We start from the raw sequence: 17,226 nt of genomic DNA on the forward strand, positions 1-17,226 counted from the left end.
CGGTCACTGCAGAACCCCATGGAAAAAACCTACCAGCCAGAAAACATCGAGCGCCAGTGGTACGAAAACTGGGAAGCCAAAGGGTACTTCCGCCCCACAGGTGAAGGCCAGTCCTACAGCATCGCCATCCCGCCGCCCAACGTCACCGGCAGCCTGCACATGGGCCATGCGTTCCAGCACACCATCATGGACACCCTCACCCGCTTCAAGCGCATGCAGGGCCGCAACGCACTGTGGACCGTCGGCACCGACCACGCCGGCATCGCCACCCAGATGGTGGTTGAGCGCAAACTGGCCGCTGAAGAAGACAAAACCCGCCATGACCTGGGCCGGGAAGAGTTCATCAAGCGCATCTGGGACTGGAAAGAGCACTCGGGCGGCACCATCACCCGCCAGATCCGCCGCCTCGGCAATTCCGTGGACTGGGACAACGAACGCTTCACCATGGACGACGGCTTCTACAAGGCCGTGCAGGAAGTGTTTATTCGGCTGTACGACGAAGGCCTGGTCTACCGCGGCAAACGCCTGGTGAACTGGGACCCGAAACTGCACACCGCCATTTCTGATCTGGAAGTGGAAAACAAGGAAGAGAAAGGCTTTTTCTGGCATCTGCGCTACCCGCTGGCTGACGGCGTGCAGACCAAAGACGGCAAAGATTACCTGGTGGTAGCCACCACTCGTCCGGAAACCATGCTCGGCGACACCGCCGTGGCCGTACACCCGGACGACGAACGCTACCAGCACCTGATTGGCAAGCACGTGATGCTGCCCCTGGTGAACCGCCGTATTCCCATTGTGGCCGATCATCACGCCGATCCGGAGAAAGGCTCCGGCTGCGTGAAGATCACTCCGGCCCACGACTTCAACGACTATGCCGTTGGCAAGCGCAACAACCTGCCGATGATCAACGTCATGACCCAGGACGCCAACATCCGGGACGTGGCCGAAGTGTTCAATGCCGATGGCAGCGAAAACACCGAACTCGACGGCACCATGCCAAGCGCCTACGCCGGACTAACCCGGGAAGCAGCCCGCAAGCAGATTGTTGCCGACATGGAAGCCGAGGGGCTGGTCGAGAACATCGAGGACCACGTACTCAGCGTGCCCCGGGGTGATCGCTCTGGCCTCATTATCGAGCCCATGCTGACCGACCAGTGGTTTGCCGACGCCAAGACCTTGGCCAAACCGGCCATTGAAGCGGTGGAAGACGGTCGTATCCAATTCGTACCCAAGCAGTACGAGAACATGTACTTTGCCTGGATGCGCGACATCCAGGACTGGTGCATCTCCCGCCAGCTCTGGTGGGGCCATCGTATTCCGGCCTGGTACGACGCCGAGGGGAACATCTATGTTGGCCGCAGCGAAGATGAAGTTCGCCAGAAGCACAACCTGGATGCCGACGTCACCCTGGAGCAGGATGAAGACGTTCTGGATACCTGGTTCAGCTCTGCCCTGTGGACCTTTGGCACCCTGGGCTGGCCGGAAATCACCGAGCGCCTGAAGACCTTCCATCCGACCGATGTGCTGGTAACCGGCTTCGACATCATCTTCTTCTGGGTTGCCCGGATGATCATGATGACCATGCACTTCATGAAGAACGAAGACGGTACGCCCCAGGTGCCCTTCCACACCGTGTACGTCACCGGCCTGATCCGCGACGAGCACGGCGACAAGATGTCCAAGTCCAAGGGCAACGTGATCGACCCGCTGGACATGATTGATGGCATCAGCCTGGACGACCTGCTGGAGAAGCGGACCGGCAACCTGATGCAGCCTAAGCTGGCCGAGAAGATCGGTAAGCGCACCAAGAAGGAATTCCCCGAGGGCATCGCCGCCCACGGCACCGACGCCCTGCGTTTCACCCTGGCCGCCATGGCCACCACCGGCCGCGACATCAACTGGGACATGAAACGCCTGGAAGGCTACCGCAACTTCTGCAACAAGCTCTGGAACGCGGCCCGCTACGTGCTGATGAACACCGAGGGCGAAGATTGCGGGGTCAATGACGAACCGGTTGAACTGTCCCTGGCCGACCGCTGGATCATCAGCGAGCTGCAGAGCTGCGAGCAGGATGTGATCCGCCACCTGGACCAGTACCGTTTCGATCTGGCCGCCTACGCACTTTACGAGTTCATCTGGAACGAGTACTGCGACTGGTATCTAGAGCTGTCCAAGCCGGTACTCAACGATGAAACCGCCAGTGCCGAAGCCAAACGTGGCACCCGTCGTACCCTGGTGCGCGTGCTGGAAGCCGTCCTGCGCCTGGCCCACCCGATGATGCCGTTCATCACCGAGGAAATCTGGCAGCGTATTGCACCCCTGGCTGGTAAAACCGGCGACAGCATCATGCTGCAGGCCTACCCGCAGCCGGATGCCACCAAGCAGGATGCAGCGGTCACTGCCGATATTGAATGGCTGAAAGGCGTAATCGTGGCCGTGCGGAACATCCGGGGCGAAATGAACATCTCCCCGGCGAAAAAGATTCCGGTACTGCTGCGCGGCAAAGACGCCGAAGACCAGCGTCGCATGAACGACAACCGCCAGTTCCTTGGCTCCCTTGCCAAGCTGGAGAGCCTGGACTGGTTCGAAGGTGACAAAGCTCCGATGTCTGCTACCCAACTGGTAGGCGATATGGAAGTTCTGGTTCCCATGGCCGGCCTGATCGACAAGGATGCCGAGCTCAAGCGCCTGGACAAGGAGCTGGAGCGCCTGCAGAAAGAGATTGGCCGCCTGGAGGGCAAATTGGGGAACGAGAAGTTTACTGCCAAGGCGCCAGCCGAAGTGGTTGAGAAAGAGCAGGAGAAACTCCGGGACGCCCAGAGCAGCCAGGCCCGCCTGAGCCAGCAAAGGGCTGACATCGAGGCCATGTAACCGGCATGATCGGCATTCTCGGCGCAGGCTCGCTGGGCAGGCTCTGGGGCGCAATGCTACCTGCGGGGGGCGTTGCCTTCATTGCCAGGCCCGGTGAGCCGACCGGCGCCAGTGTCGATTACCGGTTCCGGCCTTTTGAAGGGCCGGAATCACAAGTACGGATTCCCTTTCTACAGCCTGGCGACGAGCCAGAACTTATTCTGGTTACAACCAAGGCCGGCGATACCCTGGACGCCGTTGCCGGCGTCATCAACCAGTTCGCAATTGATACCCCCATCCTGCTTTTCCAGAACGGTCTTGGCAGCCAGCAAGCCGTTGCCAAGCGGTGGCCGGAGCGACCAATCCTGGCCGCAAGCACCACCGAAGGCGCGAACCGACCAGAATCAGGGCTTCTCGTTCACGCCGGTACCGGTGACACCTGGGTAGGCCCGATGACAAGCCCCGCCAAAGTAACGGTCAGAAAAGCCGTTACCATGCTGGCAACCTCCGGCATGAAAATTCATCCGGAGACGGACATCGTCCAACGACTCTGGCAAAAACTCATTATTAACGCCGGCATCAACCCCTACACCGCCATCCTGGACTGCCCCAATGGCAAGATCCTGGATGCCCCCCTGTACCAGAGCACCATCGACCAGCTCTGTCTGGAGCTTTCACAGCTGATGGATGCCGCCGTCAGGATTCGACAGACACCGGACGCGCTACGGGAACGCATCGAGCAGGTAGCCCGCAATACCGCCGGCAACACGTCATCCATGCGTGCCGATGTTCAACGGGGACGCCAAACCGAGATAGACTTTATAAACGGATACGTGGCGAAACTGGGGAAAGAGCTCGGCATCGAAACTCCGGTGAACCAAATGCTGACCGAGCGGGTACAACAACTGTCGTGACGTTAACAGGAGCAGACTGATGGGCAACCGCCTTTCCAAGATTTACACCCGCACCGGCGATGACGGCTCTACGGGCCTGGCCGATGGAAATCGTATTGCCAAGAACGCCCAGCGGGTCGAGGCCATGGGTACCGCTGATGAACTCAACTGCCACATCGGGCTTTTGATCGAGACACTGGACAGCGACGACGAACTGGTGGAAAGCCTGCGCCGTATCCAGCACCATCTGTTCGACCTTGGCGGCGAATTTGCCATTCCCGGCAGCCGTGTGATCGGCGACGAACACATTGAGTGGTTGGAGGGCACGTTGGACCAGCACAACGAGGGTCTGCCACCACTGAAGAACTTTGTATTGCCAGGCGGTAGCCCCGCTGCAGCCCAATGCCACCTTGCCCGTGCGGTCTGTCGCCGTGCAGAGCGGGTTGTCGTCGCCCTCGGCCACGAGGATTCGATCAACACCGCTTCCCGGCACTACCTGAATCGTCTCTCCGATCTGTTATTCGTCATTGCCCGCGTATTAGCCCGGCGCGAGGGCGGTGAGGAAATTCTCTGGGAACAAAAAAAATCCGGCCTCTAGGGCCGGATTTTTAGTTGTCTCGCTCCAGTTCTGGCGCCAGTCAGACTTTAAAGGCCTCCACCAGACGCTGAAGTGAGGCCGTCAGTTGCGACATTTCCCTCGAGGATCCCAGTGTCTCCTCGGCATTGGCGGCCGTTTTATGGCCCAGTTCGCCAATCTGCTCGACACTGGCATTCACGTTTTTCGCAACGGCAGACTGCTCTTCTGCCGCCTGTGCAATCTGGTGGCTCATATCCACGATCACCGAGATGCCTTTGGCGATCCTGTCCAGAGCTTCCGTCACTTCACCAGACTTCTGCACCGTTGTCTCGGTAACGTCCCGGCTGTTGGTCATGGCCGAAACCGCGTCTTTCACGCCGCTCTGAAGCCGGGAAATCATGCCTTCGATCTCTTCGGTGGATTTATGGGTACGCTGAGAGAGTGAGCGGACCTCATCGGCAACTACCGCAAACCCACGACCCTGCTCACCTGCCCTCGCGGCCTCAATCGCAGCATTCAGGGCCAACAGGTTGGTCTGTTCGGCAATCGCCTTGATCTCTATCAGCACCTGGCTGATGTTGTCGCTGTCCTTGCTGACCCGGTTAATCACTTCCACGGCGCCGGATATCTCGCCTGCCAGCTTGTTGATGGTTTCTACGGTATCAGCAACGACACCACGACCGGTCTCGGTGTCCTGCTCGGCGTTGCTGGCGCTGTCTGCCACCCGGTGAGCGCTTTCGGTAACTTCGTGAACCGCCTCGACCATCTGGTTCATGGCTTCGTTGATCTGGCCGCTTTCTTCCATCTGCCGTGCCACGGCTTCGCTGTTGGCCGCCGCAGTATCATTGACCCGGGTTGCCTGCTGGTCCACATCCGCCGTAGTCCGGCTGACGGAACGGATAAGCTCGGCAATCCGGTCCGTCATGTTATTGAATTCCGTGGTCAGCTCACCCAGTTCGTCGCGATTGCGCAGCATGATGTGGGTGGTCATATCGCCGGCAGCGACGCTGCGAGCCGCTTCGCTGAACCGGTTAATGGCGGTGCGTACAGACATGAAGAAGCCGATATAGAGATAGACCACCACCAGAAGAACAACAACCAGGGCGATGACGATCAGCCGGCGCTGATTGACCTCACTGTTCAGCCGCGCCTGCAGATTCTCGTCGACCACGTTGAAAGCCGCCGCCTTGACCTGATTATAGTGAGCCAGTTGCCCGGACATCAGGTCGTTGTATTCAGTCCAGGGCATTTCCAGGCGCATCGGCGTAATCACGTTCACATCCAGTTGATCCCGAACCACCATCAGGCTCTCATCAACCCGCTGGATGGCATTACCCGCCCGCTCAGCCAAAGCCGGCGATGCCTCAGAGGCCAGGGCCAACGCTGGTGAGAGCAGTGAACTGCGATTGGTCAACTGGTCATAGATTTCGTTCAGCGTTTCGCTCAGCGCATAGCCTACCTGTCCCTCGACCAGGGCATAGATACCGTAGGATTTTGCCTGGCCAATCACGGTGCGGGCTGCCGGCAGTGAGTCGCGGACAAGTCCCAGAATCAACTGATTTTCCCGGGACGCCCCCTGCCCCAGGCCCGAGATTTCAATGGTGGCCGAAAGCAGGGCCTGAGCCTTCTGGACAAATTCCTGGTAATACTTGAACTGCGGATCGAAGTTACCCTGATAGTTGTCTTCAGACCGCAGAGCCTCCCACTCCTGCCGAAGGTCGTTGACCTGCTCGGCCCAGGAGCCAGATGTATCGAAAGAACGCTCCTCGGCAGTCAGGGCCGCCAGCGTATTATCGATCTCACTGGCAGCCTCTTCCGACACCGCCATAATAGCGCTCTCGTCCTTGATGATCGCGGGTGAGCGATAATCGCGATAATCCATCGCGGCGTCCACCAGCCGGTCAACCTGCTGAAGCTGCTCAAGCCCCTCGACACCTCGGGTCATGGTCTGGACGGAACGGTTCAGCTCGGAAATGGCGAGCCAGGACAGCCCACCGATCGGTAACAGGAACAGAATGCTGATGAGACTGAACTTGTAAACCATCGGCAGCCGGTTCATCAGTGCAATGGCGGGATTAATGAGTTGCTTCACAGGGACCCTCGTGCTGGCAAAAAACAACTGAACTCATGTTCTTTTCTTATATTGTCGCCTAAAGTCTTAAAAACTTAAGCATTCTTTCTTGTTAAACTGTAATGTTTTATAAAATCCGGCTCAGACAACCCCGGAAATGACCAGCAGAGCGAGCGTGCATATCCAGACCAGCATGCTTCTGTTCAACAAATCCCTTACTGCTCTCAGGCTACGTCCTCCGAACGCTGTCCACTCATCCGGATGAACCCGGGAAAAGCGGGCTGGATCCAGCGCATACCCGGTTAACGACCCGTTGGCCGAAATCATGAGCACCTCCCCGGCTTTTTTGGTCACACCGGTCAGCGTGCGGCGGGTTTCCCGCAGCCAGCCGGCCAGGTCTCCGGCAATTCCGAAGGTCAGGGAAAGAAGCCTGGCAGGGATCCAGCCGGCGAGGTTCGCCAACCCGGAAAAGCGCGGCCTTGCCGGAGCCTGGGGCCACTGATCGGCAAGAGCAACCAGACCGCGGGCGAGAAGGGCAACGCCGATACCACCAACCACGTACCAGAAAGCCACCAGAAAGAAGCGCTGGAACACCGACACCATAAGTGCCTTCGACAGCGAGAGGTGCATGGCCTCGGGAGACACCGCTGCTCCCCGTTCATCAGCCGGCAAAAGATCTTTCACATGATGCCAGGCTGACTGCATGTCCCCCCGCTGCCATGCCTCTGCGTAGGCCCGGAGGATCTGTCGCCAGCCAGGCGTTCCCATGAGAACGACCAGAACCAGGAATTCCAGTGGGTAAGCAGCCATTCTCCAGCCGGAGGCGACCAGGAGATATTGCGCAAGCCCGAGCAGAAAGGCCGGTAATAAAACCAGTGCCAGCCCGATACCTATCCCGGACTCACGGCCTGCCCTGACCCGGCTGCCATGCCTGAACCAGCGACGCCAGACCTCGTCACCGGAGAGCAGATCAAGGGAATCCAGACGCCTGCGAACCATGTAAGCCAGCAGAAACACAACAAACACCATTCAGACGTTCCTCCCCGAACCTCTGGCTGCGTGCAGCCCCGCCCGGAAGTACTGCCAGTCGAAGGCCGGCCCCGGATCAGTTTTCCTGCCCGGCGCAATGTCGCAGTGGCCGGTGATACGGTCATCAGTGATGGCCGGCCAGGCAGCCATAATCAGGTCCGCCACCTCTGCCAACCTACGATACTGTTCAGGGGTGTAAGGAATGTCGTCAGTCCCCTCCAGTTCTATGCCGATGGAGAAATCATTGCACTCGTCCTGACCTTCGAAACACGAACGGCCAGCATGCCAGGCGCGCTCAAGCAGACTGACAAACTGAACCAGAACACCATCCCGACGAATCAACAGATGGGCGGATACCTGAACGCCCTCGATGGTCTGGAAATATGGGTGCGCGGAGTGATCAAGCCGGTTGCAGAAGAAGTCCTCTATTTCAGGACCGCCAAACTGCCCGGGAGGCAGGCTGATGTTGTGGACGACCAACAGGGAGATGGGTACCCCGTCCGGACGGGGCCCGAAATTTGGCGAGGGACACCAGCGGGCGAAGGGAATCAGTCCGGTTTCACGAAGCAATCTTGCATCGGTACCGGAATCAGTATGGCGTTCGGCAAAAACGTCTGTATCGGGCAAAGTAATTCCAGATGTATCAGAGGATTACACTCTCCGATTGAATCACAAACTTGCCACGGTTGCTACGAATCAGTCCTTGCGGCTGCTGCGCAGGTTGTCGATGATCGACTCCAGTGCCCGATCAAAGATGAGGCCATCATCGAGCATGCTGATCTTCCCGGCTTCCATGTCGGCGGCGAGTTCCAGACGTAAATACTCGGCCACCTTGGCACCACTGCGGTTGACGAAGATGTACTTGCCAGTGGCTTTGATAAAGGCCGCAAGCTTGCAGCGCACCTTGGTTTCGTCTCGGGTTAGCTCAATCCATGAACCCACGCGCAAGCTTTCCGCCTTTTCCAGCCATTGCGGCGATACTTGAGCCGGATCCGCAGTCTCTGCCATCCCCGCTTTTTCCTCTGGCGCCTCGTTGGCCAGCCCAGAGGCTGCCTGCTCGGGCTCGGTCGGCGCCGGGGTCTGCTTGAACCCCTCGTCTGGCGCCGGAGGAGCCACAGGCGCTTGCAGCGAGCGCTCGGGCTCTGGCTCGGGCAAGTCCTCAGGCTCCGCCAAAGGTTCGGGACGGGACGGCGCGGTCACCAGCCGCTGGAAAACGTCTACGTGGGCCAGTTCCAAGTCACGAATGGCCGCATCGGTGGCAAACGGGTCCCAGGAAATTTCCTGGAGGGCCTTGCGAAGGTCATCCACAATGGCTGGAATCGCACGGAGAAGCTCCCCACGGGTAGAGTCATTGATCGGGCGAGGGTCGACACTCCACACCAGCTGCTCGGTGAGATTCCGGGCGTGTTGCCAGCGGTCGCTTTCCTCACCTTCACGGAGAACCACCCATTGCAGATATTTGGCCCATGCTTCGTTCAGGAGCCCGACAACCGGCTCGGGAATGTCCCGTTGCTCCATCAGTTCCTGTAACAATCCGTCCGCCGCCTGAGAGGCACGCTCCTGCCGGGCTCGACCCTCTTCTGCATCCCGCAGGCGTTGCTCCACGAGCTCACGACGTCTGCGGTCGAGATCCATGAAGTGGCTGAAGTCTTTGAGCAGCTCTTCGAACAAACTGACGTCGGTAGTGAACTCGCCCAGCACCCTGTCCACAACCGATTCGATTTTTTCCCTCAGCGGGTCCCTCTGGCCGGCCTTTTTTTCGGTCCAGCCGATGGCTGACAGCGCCAGTTCGTTAAGCAGCTTACGGACCGGGTGACCGCCGCGATTGAAGAAGTTCTTGTCGCTCAGTGCCACCTTGAGTACCGGAATCTGCAGGCGACCAATCAACGCCTTCATCACAGGGTGCAGCTGACGATCCTCAAGGATGAAGTCGAACAACATGGAAACCAGGTTGATCACATCACTGTCTACCTGACCCACGTGCAGACTTTTGCCATCACCTGAGCGCAGGATCGGCTGAAGCTGCTCGTTCAGCGGAACAACGGCATCATCGCCCCATTGACGGCTGTTGGACTGCGCCTCGGTGAGGCGCGCCATCAGTCGATCAGTATCAATGTAACCTTCACCGTAAGAGGCAGTACCGCTGGCAGGAGCGGTATCGCCCCGGTGCAGCAGCGCACTGAGCTCCGAGAATGTTGCCTGCGATTGAGACATACCCTGGCTCTCTGAAGAAAAACCTGCCTGCCCGCCCGCGCCTGCCGGTGCCGAACTCTCGCCCGTCGGGCGCTGACCCGAGCGAGCGGGCACCCTGCCGGTAGGGGGACGCTTCATGTCCGGCATAACCCCTTCATTAATCAGGGTGCGGTTCGCTTCTTTGTAGAAGTCACCAAGAGTATCGGCAAGCAGGCGATCGAACAGCTTCAAAACCACCAGCTTGGCCCGGATATCAATATCCAGATCGGCACAGGCTTCGGCAACACCGCCACAGATGATTTCCGGGCTCAATGGCATCTGCGCGTCTTTCAGCTCAATGCCCGGCAACAGGTGCCCGACACGCGCTGTCAGCAGGCGAATCTGTTCGGTGTAGCGGTTCCGGAGCTTGTTGATCAGGTTGTCGACAGCAACCTGCTGCTCCAACTGGGAGTGATCAACCAGGCTGAGAGAGTCCTCATCCACGTGCTCCAGAGACCGGCCGCCCTGCTGGGGTTGGAACTTTCCAATTTCATTGAACGCCTGGCTGACGTACTGGAGAATCGAGACCACCATGGACTTGCGACGAAGCCTGAGCTCGCGCATGGCGTCAAAGTAGGCGGTCTGGTCAAGATTCGTTCCGGCTCTGTCGGCGAGTTCGAACAGGGCATCATCGGCACGATCGAAAAAACTGGCAAGAACGGACTTCAGGGACTGACCCGATGCGTCACGCAGACGAATGAGGGGCGCAGGCAATGAAAACCGGGCGGGCGGCTTCTGGCCTGAAAAGCTGACAACCTTGTTATCGTGCACCATGTCGCTGCTCCGCCTTGTCTTGCAATAATGCCTTTTGGTTTCTCCACTTCACATGATACGAGCTGCCCACGTCAGGTTGTGTCAGATTTTGTCACCTTTTGTGTAGACCTGACGTGCATCACAGTTTAGCAGTCTGGACTCAAGAGTTTGGCGATTCTCTGGCAGCCCTTTAGAATTGGCAGCCTGAAACGCTCACAACCCTCTGCACCGGACACTTTGCCCTATGATCTCCCCAGAACTCCTTCGCCAGGCCCGAATTGAGAATGTTGCCCAGAGCCTGCGGGAAGACATTGGTGATGGTGACATCACGGCCAGGCTGATACCCGCCGACAAACGGGCGAAGGGCCGCGTGATTACCCGGGAAACCGCGACGATTGCAGGAAGGGAATGGGTTAACGAGGTGTTCCGACAAGTGGACCCGTCCGTGGAACTCACCTGGCAGGTATCCGATGGTGATACCGTTTCACCGGACCAGGTGCTGTTTACTATGGAGGGCCCTGCCAGAAGCCTGCTGAGCGCCGAGCGAGCAGCCCTGAACTGGCTCCAGACCCTGTCCGGGGTAGCTACTTCATGCGCCGCTTATGCTGCCCGGGTTGCCCACACCCAGGTTCGCCTGCTGGATACCCGCAAAACCTTGCCAGGTCTGCGTCTGGCCCAGAAATACGCCGTTACCTGTGGCGGTTGCTTCAATCATCGCATCGGCCTTTGGGACGCCTTCCTGATCAAGGAAAATCACATTGCCGCCTGCGGCTCAATCGCCAAGGCCATTGAGGCCGCCCACAGGATTGCGCCAGGCAAACCGGTTGAAGTGGAAACCGAGAACCTCGACGAGCTGGCGCAGGCGCTGAAGGCTGGCGCAGATATCATCATGCTGGATGAATTCTCGCTTGAGGACATGCGAACAGCTGTTGCCACCACTGGGGGCAAGGCAAAGCTAGAGGCCTCCGGGGGCATCAACGCCGACACCCTGGTGCCGGTCGCCGAGACGGGCGTGGACTACATTTCGATCGGGGCGCTGACCAAAGATGTGAAGGCCCTGGATCTGTCTATGAGACTGAACTGATCACCCGTCACTAAGAAGGCGATCGATAGCTTCCAGTTCCCTGACCAGCCGGCTCCCGGACTCCGGCCGTCCCCGGAAGTGCTCCTCGGCCATCGGTGCGATGCCGGAAGCCGAGGGTAACGGGTGATCGTTTTCGATGATCACCTTCATCCGCTCAACGAAGACAAACTGCAGCCACTGGGTGAACTCCAGCGTATCGATACAGAATGGCTGAACGCTCTGGAATGCTTCGTCCGGTGGTGGCTCAGACTCCCAAAGACCCAGCTGCCGCAACTCCATCTCAATGTTCAGAAGGCAGTCTGCAACCTGCCCGATCGGGTTACCGGATTCAGTCATATCAATCTCGCCTCAATCGTTGAGCGGCTCAAGCTCCACGGTTTCACCATGCAGGACCCGGAACAGGTCCTCATACTGGCGTGTCAGTGGGTGCTTGGGCGCCATGTGAATCAGGGGTTGCCGGCTTTGATGGGATTCTTTCATTTTCACGGAGCTTGAGAGCCTTACCGGCAGCATGGGCAAGCCTTCTTCGGTAAGCTCCCTGACCAACTGCTTCGGCAAGCTGGCGCGGGGCTGGAACTGGTTGGCAACAATTCCCTCCACCAAAAGGTCCTCGTTGTGATCTTCCTGGAGATCACGAATCTCATTCAGGATGTTGTACAGGGCCTGCCGGGAAAAATCGTCACAATCGAAGGGTATCAGGCAACGCTGGGCGGCAATCAGCGCGGAGCGCGTGTAGAAATTCAACGCAGGCGCCGTGTCGATGTAGATCGCATCGAAGGATTCACCGAGCTTTTTCAGTGCCTCCCTCAGTTTGTATATCTTGTGCTTCGCTTCCAGCTTGCGTTCCAGGAAGTCCAGCTCCGGGCTGGAAGGCATCACAAACAGGTTCTTGAATGGTGAGGCGTGGACAAATTCATCCGGGCGGCGATTGAAAACCGTAAATGCAACCGTCTGTTCAAGCAGATCGGCGACGGTGTCCTTGAGCTCGCTGGCAGGCTTGCCGAGCAGATAATGGGTGGAGTTTCCCTGGGGGTCAAGATCCACAACCAGAGTTCGCTTTCCACGAGCGGCGCTGATGGCTGCGAGGTTACACGTGATACTGGACTTGCCGACACCGCCCTTCTGATTGAATACCACCCGTCTCATTTTTTCTCTCCCTTGATGAACCCGTTATCGTTTTCTGCCCTGCAATGCGTGCCGTCCAGCTCACCAATCCATCACTGTTTTCACAAAGGGGATGGTAAGCCGCCTCTGGGCCTGAAGTGAGTTTTCGTCCAGTATATCCAGAATCCCCAGCAAATCACCGAGCCTCCGCGGTGCCCGGCGCATGATGTAGCTGGCGACGTCATCTGCCATGACCAGCCCCCGCTGCTCTGCCCGGGCCCGTAGAATCTTCAGGCGATCCTCATCCCGGTATATGCCCAACTGGATGACCAACCCGTGACTGAACCTCGAGACCAGATCCGGCAATCCAAAGGGCAGGCTGGCTGGCAAATCAGAGAGACTTACCAACAACAGGCCGCCCCGATCCTGTATCCGGTTATACAGGTGAAAAATGGCCTCTTCCCATACCTGCTGCCCTGCGATGCGATCGACATCGTCCAGACATACAATGTCATGGCCCTCAAGCCCCGACAGGGCATCGGCACCGAAAGGCTCCAGCTCTGCGATGCTGATACAGACCGCCGTCCTGCCCTGCTGCTCACCCAGGTGGCACACGGCCTGCAAAAGATGACTCTTGCCGGTATCGGCATCACCACACAGAACAACCACCGGAACATCATCAGGCCGATGACATACGGATTCAAGGCGCTGGGCCGCCGTGGTGTTCCTGTCACCGTGAAAGTTATCGAAACGGGCATCATCGCGTAGCTTGACCCCAAGCACCAACTGGGACGCGGTCATGGACGGGTAGCCCTCCAGGCCCGCAAGCTCCATACAATCAGGTAATGCCCGCCGCTGAACACTGCGGAAACAGCCACCAGGAGAATGCCGGCATCCACCACCCAGGGCTGCATCGGCAGGTCCGCCAGAAGCACGATAATGGCAAGGGCGACGAGAATCTGGATAAAGGTATTGATCTTGCCGGGGATGCTTGGCTCCATATCGTATCGGCCAACCTTGTAGTGGTATGCCAGAGCCCCGACAACAATGAGAAGATCGCGACCCAGCACCAGCAAAAACAGCCATACCGGCAGAACGGCGGTGAGTGTCAGCATCAGGTAGGCCGTGATCAGCAGGGCCTTGTCCGCCAGGGGATCGGCAATCGCCCCAAGCCTGGAACGCCAGTTGAAATGCCGGGCCAGGAACCCGTCAACCGCATCGGTACCCGCGGCCAGGAAGAAAATCAGCAACGCCCGGCGATAATCTCCGGCAAGGAGTGCTCCGGCAAAGGGAGCGATCAAGAGGATACGCAGGAACGTCAGGGCATTGGGAATCCAGCGCCAGCGGTGCAAATTCAAAAGACTCCCTCCGGTTACACCTTATTCGCCGCCATCGCTCCCGATGACAGAAGACGGTTGCCAACGATAATACAGAACCTGGTACAGGGATTCGAACGCCTCCTGAGCCTCCTCCTCATCGACGGGCACCGGCTGATAGGTAAACTGGGAGGTTTCTTCGGGCTCTGCCACAGAGGTTTGTTGATCCGAACCCTCCGGTTGGGTTTCCCCGCTCCCGGTTGCAGCTTCTGTTTTCGCGTCCGACGACGTTAACCGCCCTTCTGTTGTCGGCCCGGCACCTGGGCGTTCCGCGGGAACGTCTGAATCCATCGGAACAAAGCGCGGATCCAGGGCGATATACTCTCGAAGCTGGTCCAGCTCACCGGAAAACGCCACGCGCAGGGTAAGCTGTTCATCGCGTACCCGGTGGGCACCGACTCTGACAACCGGTGTCAGCCCCTCCAGTACCTTATTGGCTCTTGCATAGTCTTCCAGTGAGGTCACGCCGCGCAAAACAATGTCCACCTGCGGCGAATCCCCCACTTCTGATGCAGCAACTGCATATCGGCTGGCGTAGAGCTCGGCCCAGCGATTGATCACGGCCTCCGCCAATGCTTCCGGAGTTTGCGCCGTAACCGACTCTTCACCGGTATTCATGGCCATACCATCGAACACCCAGCCCGCTCGCCATTGGCCGCCGGTGCGGCTAACCCGAACCAGCGCGAGAACATCGTGATCCAGATCCTCAGAGGCGGACTTCACCCGGCCGATAAACTGCCCCCAGATATCCGAAAGCAACTCCCGATCAGCGCCAAAATCCGATGGCGGTAATGCAACCGGCAAGCCCCGCTTACCGGCCGCCTCATCGAAAGCAGCCCGCCAGGTGTCGGCGCTTTCTGCAGCGGCGCCCGCTTCTGGGCGCGTGACGAGTGTTCTCGAACCACGATCCTCGGCAGCGATCCAGGCCAGCGTGAGCGGCCTGTTGGCGCCCCACACCGGCGCATTGATTGAAGCCAGGGCACGGTTAACACCAACCGCCCCGAAAGACATGCTTAGAACACTCTGGCCGGACTCATCCCGGGCAACCTGATAGGAAAGTAACAAAGACTCGGCCTCGGACAGCAGTGCGTCAACGCCCTCCATAGCCAGCACCTCACGGGTACCGGAAACCCGGATAAAGACCTGGCTGAGGCCATCGGCATACCCCTGGGCCAGTTGCCCGGGCGAGGATCCTTCCACCGGTACTTTGGCCGAGTACAGACCGGAGACTGTCACCGCGGTTACCGGGGCGGAAAACCCGACCAGCAGAAAGCTGAACAACGCAAAGAACCACGTCGCGGAAACAGACCTGTGTGCCGGCTTTTGTCCTGATACTGACATGAAACACCCTGCAATTCGCATGAATGGCGCATAGGATACACCATGCCCCAAGGCGTGAGTAGCAGCCACGGATTTCGGAAAAGCAATATACATTTGGAGCGCCACACCGCACCTGTTAAAATCCGCCGCCTGACACACTGGCCAACGGTTAAGTACACCATGAGCGAACAGAAGCCCTCCCTGACCTACCGCGATGCTGGCGTCGATATCGATGCAGGCAATGAACTCGTCAGCCGAATCAAGGACACCGCAGCGCGAACCCGTCGCCCGGAGGTTCTTGGTGGTCTGGGTGGCTTCGGCGCCATGGTCTCGATTCCCGCCGGCTACAACGAGCCTGTTCTGGTTTCCGGCACGGACGGCGTCGGCACCAAGCTCAGACTGGCCATGCAGCTGGACAAGCACGACAGCATCGGTATTGATCTGGTCGCCATGTGCGTGAACGACCTGGTGGTCGGTGGCGCAGAGCCCCTCTTTTTCCTCGACTATTATGCCACCGGCAAGCTCAACGTCGATGTGGCTGCACAGGTTGTCGCCGGGATCGGCGAAGGCTGCGAACAGGCCGGTTGCGCGCTGGTAGGTGGAGAAACCGCTGAAATGCCGGGCATGTACGAGGGCGACGACTACGACCTGGCAGGCTTCTGCGTGGGCGTTGCCGAACGCAGCGAAATCATTGATGGCGGCCGGGTTCAGGCCGGCGATGTTCTGATTGCCCTGGGCTCTTCCGGACCTCACTCAAACGGCTATTCCCTGATCCGGAAGATTCTGGAAGTCAGCAACGCCGACCTAGAGCAGCCTATGGGCGACACTACCCTGGCGAATGCCCTGATGGCGCCGACGCGCATCTACGTAAAGAACCTCCTTCAACTGATTCGCGAGGTGGATGTCCGGGCCCTGTCCCACATTACCGGCGGCGGCCTGCCAGAGAATATTCCCAGGGTTCTGCCAAACGGCACCATCGCGGCCATAGACACCGAAAGCTGGTCTCTGCCTCCGGTTTTTGAGTGGCTCAAGAACAATGGCGGCGTGGCCAGTGAAGAAATGTACCGCACGTTCAACTGCGGTATCGGCATGATTGTCTGCGTGCCGGCCAACCAGAAGGAACTCGCCCTGGATACGCTTAAGGCTCTGGGCGAACATGCCTGGCACGTGGGTACGATCGAGCGCGCAGACAGTGAAGAGGCCGATGCCAGCATTCGCTACGCTCCGGGACTGCTGTCGGCATGAAGGCAGATCAGACTCCGTTACCGAAAATCCTGGTGCTCGCCTCCGGCAGTGGCACCAACCTTCAGGCTCTCATTGAAGCCAGCCGAGAACGGGATTTCCCGGGGCAGATCGTTGCCGTTGGCTGCAACCAGCCCGGAGCATTTGCCCTCGAGCGCGCGGCCCAGGCCAACATCGAAACCTTTGTGGTCAACCACAAGAATTTCGAATCCCGGAATGAGTTCGATGCCTCCCTGATGGCGGAAATCCTCCGCTACAATCCGGACGTGATTGTTCTGGCAGGCTTCATGCGTATTCTGACCACCGACTTTGTCCGGGCTTTCCGGGGCAAGATGCTGAACATTCACCCCTCATTGCTGCCCAAGTACACCGGGCTCAACACGCACCGCAGGGCACTGGAAGCGGGTGATAGGGTTCACGGCGTCTCTATCCACTTCGTCACCGAAGAGCTGGATGGCGGCCCGGTCATTGCCCAGGCAGAGGTGTCGATTGCTTCCGATGACACACCCGAAAGCCTCGCGGAGAAGGTCCAGACCAAGGAGCACATCCTTTACCCTATCGTTGTGCGCTGGTTCTGCGAAGGCCGGATTCAACTGGGCAGCGATTATGTGCTGTTCGACGGCGAACCGCTGAACGCGCCCATGCGCCTGCCGGACAACTGATACCTCCCCTGAACGAATTGTCATCCCCGCACT

Annotated in this window: 15 protein-coding genes; 6 read left to right on the forward strand and 9 right to left on the reverse strand. The window is 58.7% G+C overall.

Annotation, left to right across the window (positions count from 1 at the left end; all coding sequences use genetic code 11):
* Positions 1–18 precede the first annotated feature (18 nt).
* From GJU83_RS16280 to GJU83_RS16290, 3 genes are read left to right on the forward strand one after another with little or no spacing between them, the layout of a single operon-like run.
* Entirely contained in the window at positions 19–2,871 is a 2,853-nt protein-coding gene (locus GJU83_RS16280; RefSeq protein WP_069184561.1) for a valine--tRNA ligase, read from the forward strand.
* Positions 2,872–2,876: 5 nt separating this feature from the next.
* Positions 2,877–3,764, forward strand: coding sequence for a ketopantoate reductase family protein (locus tag GJU83_RS16285; protein WP_069184560.1), 888 nt, complete (start codon positions 2,877–2,879; stop codon positions 3,762–3,764).
* 19 nt (positions 3,765–3,783) lie between these two features.
* Positions 3,784–4,341, forward strand: a complete 558-nt coding sequence (locus tag GJU83_RS16290) for a cob(I)yrinic acid a,c-diamide adenosyltransferase (protein WP_069184559.1) — start codon at positions 3,784–3,786, stop codon at positions 4,339–4,341.
* Between the two features lie 40 nt (positions 4,342–4,381).
* Here the strand turns inward: GJU83_RS16290 and GJU83_RS16295 are convergent, their stop codons facing one another.
* The 4 genes from GJU83_RS16295 to GJU83_RS16310 form a co-directional block, all read right to left on the reverse strand.
* Positions 4,382–6,412 carry a methyl-accepting chemotaxis protein gene (locus GJU83_RS16295; protein ID WP_069184558.1) on the reverse strand — a complete coding sequence of 677 codons (2,031 nt, stop codon included), beginning with the start codon at positions 6,410–6,412 and terminating at the stop codon, positions 4,382–4,384.
* 120 nt (positions 6,413–6,532) lie between these two features.
* On the reverse strand, positions 6,533–7,420 hold the full coding sequence (locus GJU83_RS16300) for a regulatory signaling modulator protein AmpE (RefSeq protein ID WP_069184557.1): 888 nt from the start codon (positions 7,418–7,420) through the stop codon (positions 6,533–6,535).
* The gene (ampD, locus tag GJU83_RS16305) at positions 7,421–7,990 is read right to left on the reverse strand and encodes a 1,6-anhydro-N-acetylmuramyl-L-alanine amidase AmpD (RefSeq protein WP_227514593.1); all 570 of its coding nucleotides are present in this window, start codon (positions 7,988–7,990) and stop codon (positions 7,421–7,423) included.
* Between the two features lie 126 nt (positions 7,991–8,116).
* Positions 8,117–10,426 (reverse strand): DUF1631 domain-containing protein, encoded by a 2,310-nt coding sequence (locus tag GJU83_RS16310; protein WP_069184555.1) that lies wholly within the window; start codon positions 10,424–10,426, stop codon positions 8,117–8,119.
* Between the two features lie 223 nt (positions 10,427–10,649).
* Between GJU83_RS16310 and nadC the strand changes: the two genes are divergently transcribed.
* Positions 10,650–11,489, forward strand: coding sequence for a carboxylating nicotinate-nucleotide diphosphorylase (nadC, locus tag GJU83_RS16315; RefSeq protein ID WP_069184554.1), 840 nt, complete (start codon positions 10,650–10,652; stop codon positions 11,487–11,489).
* Here nadC and GJU83_RS16320 read toward each other — a convergent pair whose 3' ends face one another.
* Genes GJU83_RS16320 through GJU83_RS16340 form a run of 5 tightly spaced genes read right to left on the reverse strand, consistent with a single transcriptional unit; the run spans position 11,490 to position 15,310 of the window.
* On the reverse strand, positions 11,490–11,825 hold the full coding sequence (locus GJU83_RS16320; RefSeq protein WP_069184553.1) for a YqcC family protein: 336 nt from the start codon (positions 11,823–11,825) through the stop codon (positions 11,490–11,492).
* 12 nt (positions 11,826–11,837) lie between these two features.
* Positions 11,838–12,635 (reverse strand): ParA family protein, encoded by a 798-nt coding sequence (locus GJU83_RS16325; RefSeq protein ID WP_069184552.1) that lies wholly within the window; start codon positions 12,633–12,635, stop codon positions 11,838–11,840.
* Between the two features lie 60 nt (positions 12,636–12,695).
* Positions 12,696–13,394, reverse strand: coding sequence for a DnaA regulatory inactivator Hda (hda, locus tag GJU83_RS16330; RefSeq protein ID WP_069184551.1), 699 nt, complete (start codon positions 13,392–13,394; stop codon positions 12,696–12,698).
* The gene (locus tag GJU83_RS16335) at positions 13,391–13,951 is read right to left on the reverse strand and encodes a CDP-alcohol phosphatidyltransferase family protein (RefSeq protein ID WP_069184550.1); all 561 of its coding nucleotides are present in this window, start codon (positions 13,949–13,951) and stop codon (positions 13,391–13,393) included. The genes hda and GJU83_RS16335 overlap by 4 nt, the downstream gene beginning before the upstream one ends.
* Positions 13,952–13,972: 21 nt before the next feature.
* The gene (locus tag GJU83_RS16340; RefSeq protein WP_069184549.1) at positions 13,973–15,310 is read right to left on the reverse strand and encodes a DUF2066 domain-containing protein; all 1,338 of its coding nucleotides are present in this window, start codon (positions 15,308–15,310) and stop codon (positions 13,973–13,975) included.
* A 159-nt stretch (positions 15,311–15,469) separates the two neighbouring features.
* Here GJU83_RS16340 and purM point away from each other — a divergent pair, with 159 nt between their 5' ends.
* Both purM and purN read left to right on the forward strand, forming a co-directional pair.
* Positions 15,470–16,534, forward strand: a complete 1,065-nt coding sequence (gene purM, locus GJU83_RS16345) for a phosphoribosylformylglycinamidine cyclo-ligase (RefSeq protein WP_069184548.1) — start codon at positions 15,470–15,472, stop codon at positions 16,532–16,534.
* On the forward strand, positions 16,531–17,193 hold the full coding sequence (purN, locus tag GJU83_RS16350) for a phosphoribosylglycinamide formyltransferase (RefSeq protein WP_069184547.1): 663 nt from the start codon (positions 16,531–16,533) through the stop codon (positions 17,191–17,193). Before purM ends, purN begins: the two co-directional genes overlap by 4 nt.
* Positions 17,194–17,226 lie beyond the last annotated feature (33 nt).

Source organism: Marinobacter salsuginis (assembly GCF_009617755.1).
Lineage (GTDB): Bacteria > Pseudomonadota > Gammaproteobacteria > Pseudomonadales > Oleiphilaceae > Marinobacter > Marinobacter salsuginis.

Excerpts from the sequence above, each read along its gene's own strand:
- GJU83_RS16290 (WP_069184559.1), top strand. The coding sequence starts at position 3,784 with ATGGGCAACCGCCTTTCCAAGATTTACACCCGCACCGGCGATGACGGC.
- nadC (WP_069184554.1), top strand. The coding sequence starts at position 10,650 with ATGATCTCCCCAGAACTCCTTCGCCAGGCCCGAATTGAGAATGTTGCC.
- purM (WP_069184548.1), top strand. The coding sequence starts at position 15,470 with ATGAGCGAACAGAAGCCCTCCCTGACCTACCGCGATGCTGGCGTCGAT.
- GJU83_RS16280 (WP_069184561.1), top strand. The coding sequence starts at position 19 with ATGGAAAAAACCTACCAGCCAGAAAACATCGAGCGCCAGTGGTACGAA.
- GJU83_RS16320 (WP_069184553.1), bottom strand. The coding sequence starts at position 11,825 with ATGACTGAATCCGGTAACCCGATCGGGCAGGTTGCAGACTGCCTTCTG.
- hda (WP_069184551.1), bottom strand. The coding sequence starts at position 13,394 with ATGACCGCGTCCCAGTTGGTGCTTGGGGTCAAGCTACGCGATGATGCC.
- GJU83_RS16300 (WP_069184557.1), bottom strand. The coding sequence starts at position 7,420 with ATGGTGTTTGTTGTGTTTCTGCTGGCTTACATGGTTCGCAGGCGTCTG.
- purN (WP_069184547.1), top strand. The coding sequence starts at position 16,531 with ATGAAGGCAGATCAGACTCCGTTACCGAAAATCCTGGTGCTCGCCTCC.
- GJU83_RS16340 (WP_069184549.1), bottom strand. The coding sequence starts at position 15,310 with ATGTCAGTATCAGGACAAAAGCCGGCACACAGGTCTGTTTCCGCGACG.
- GJU83_RS16285 (WP_069184560.1), top strand. The coding sequence starts at position 2,877 with ATGATCGGCATTCTCGGCGCAGGCTCGCTGGGCAGGCTCTGGGGCGCA.
- GJU83_RS16310 (WP_069184555.1), bottom strand. The coding sequence starts at position 10,426 with ATGGTGCACGATAACAAGGTTGTCAGCTTTTCAGGCCAGAAGCCGCCC.
- GJU83_RS16325 (WP_069184552.1), bottom strand. The coding sequence starts at position 12,635 with ATGAGACGGGTGGTATTCAATCAGAAGGGCGGTGTCGGCAAGTCCAGT.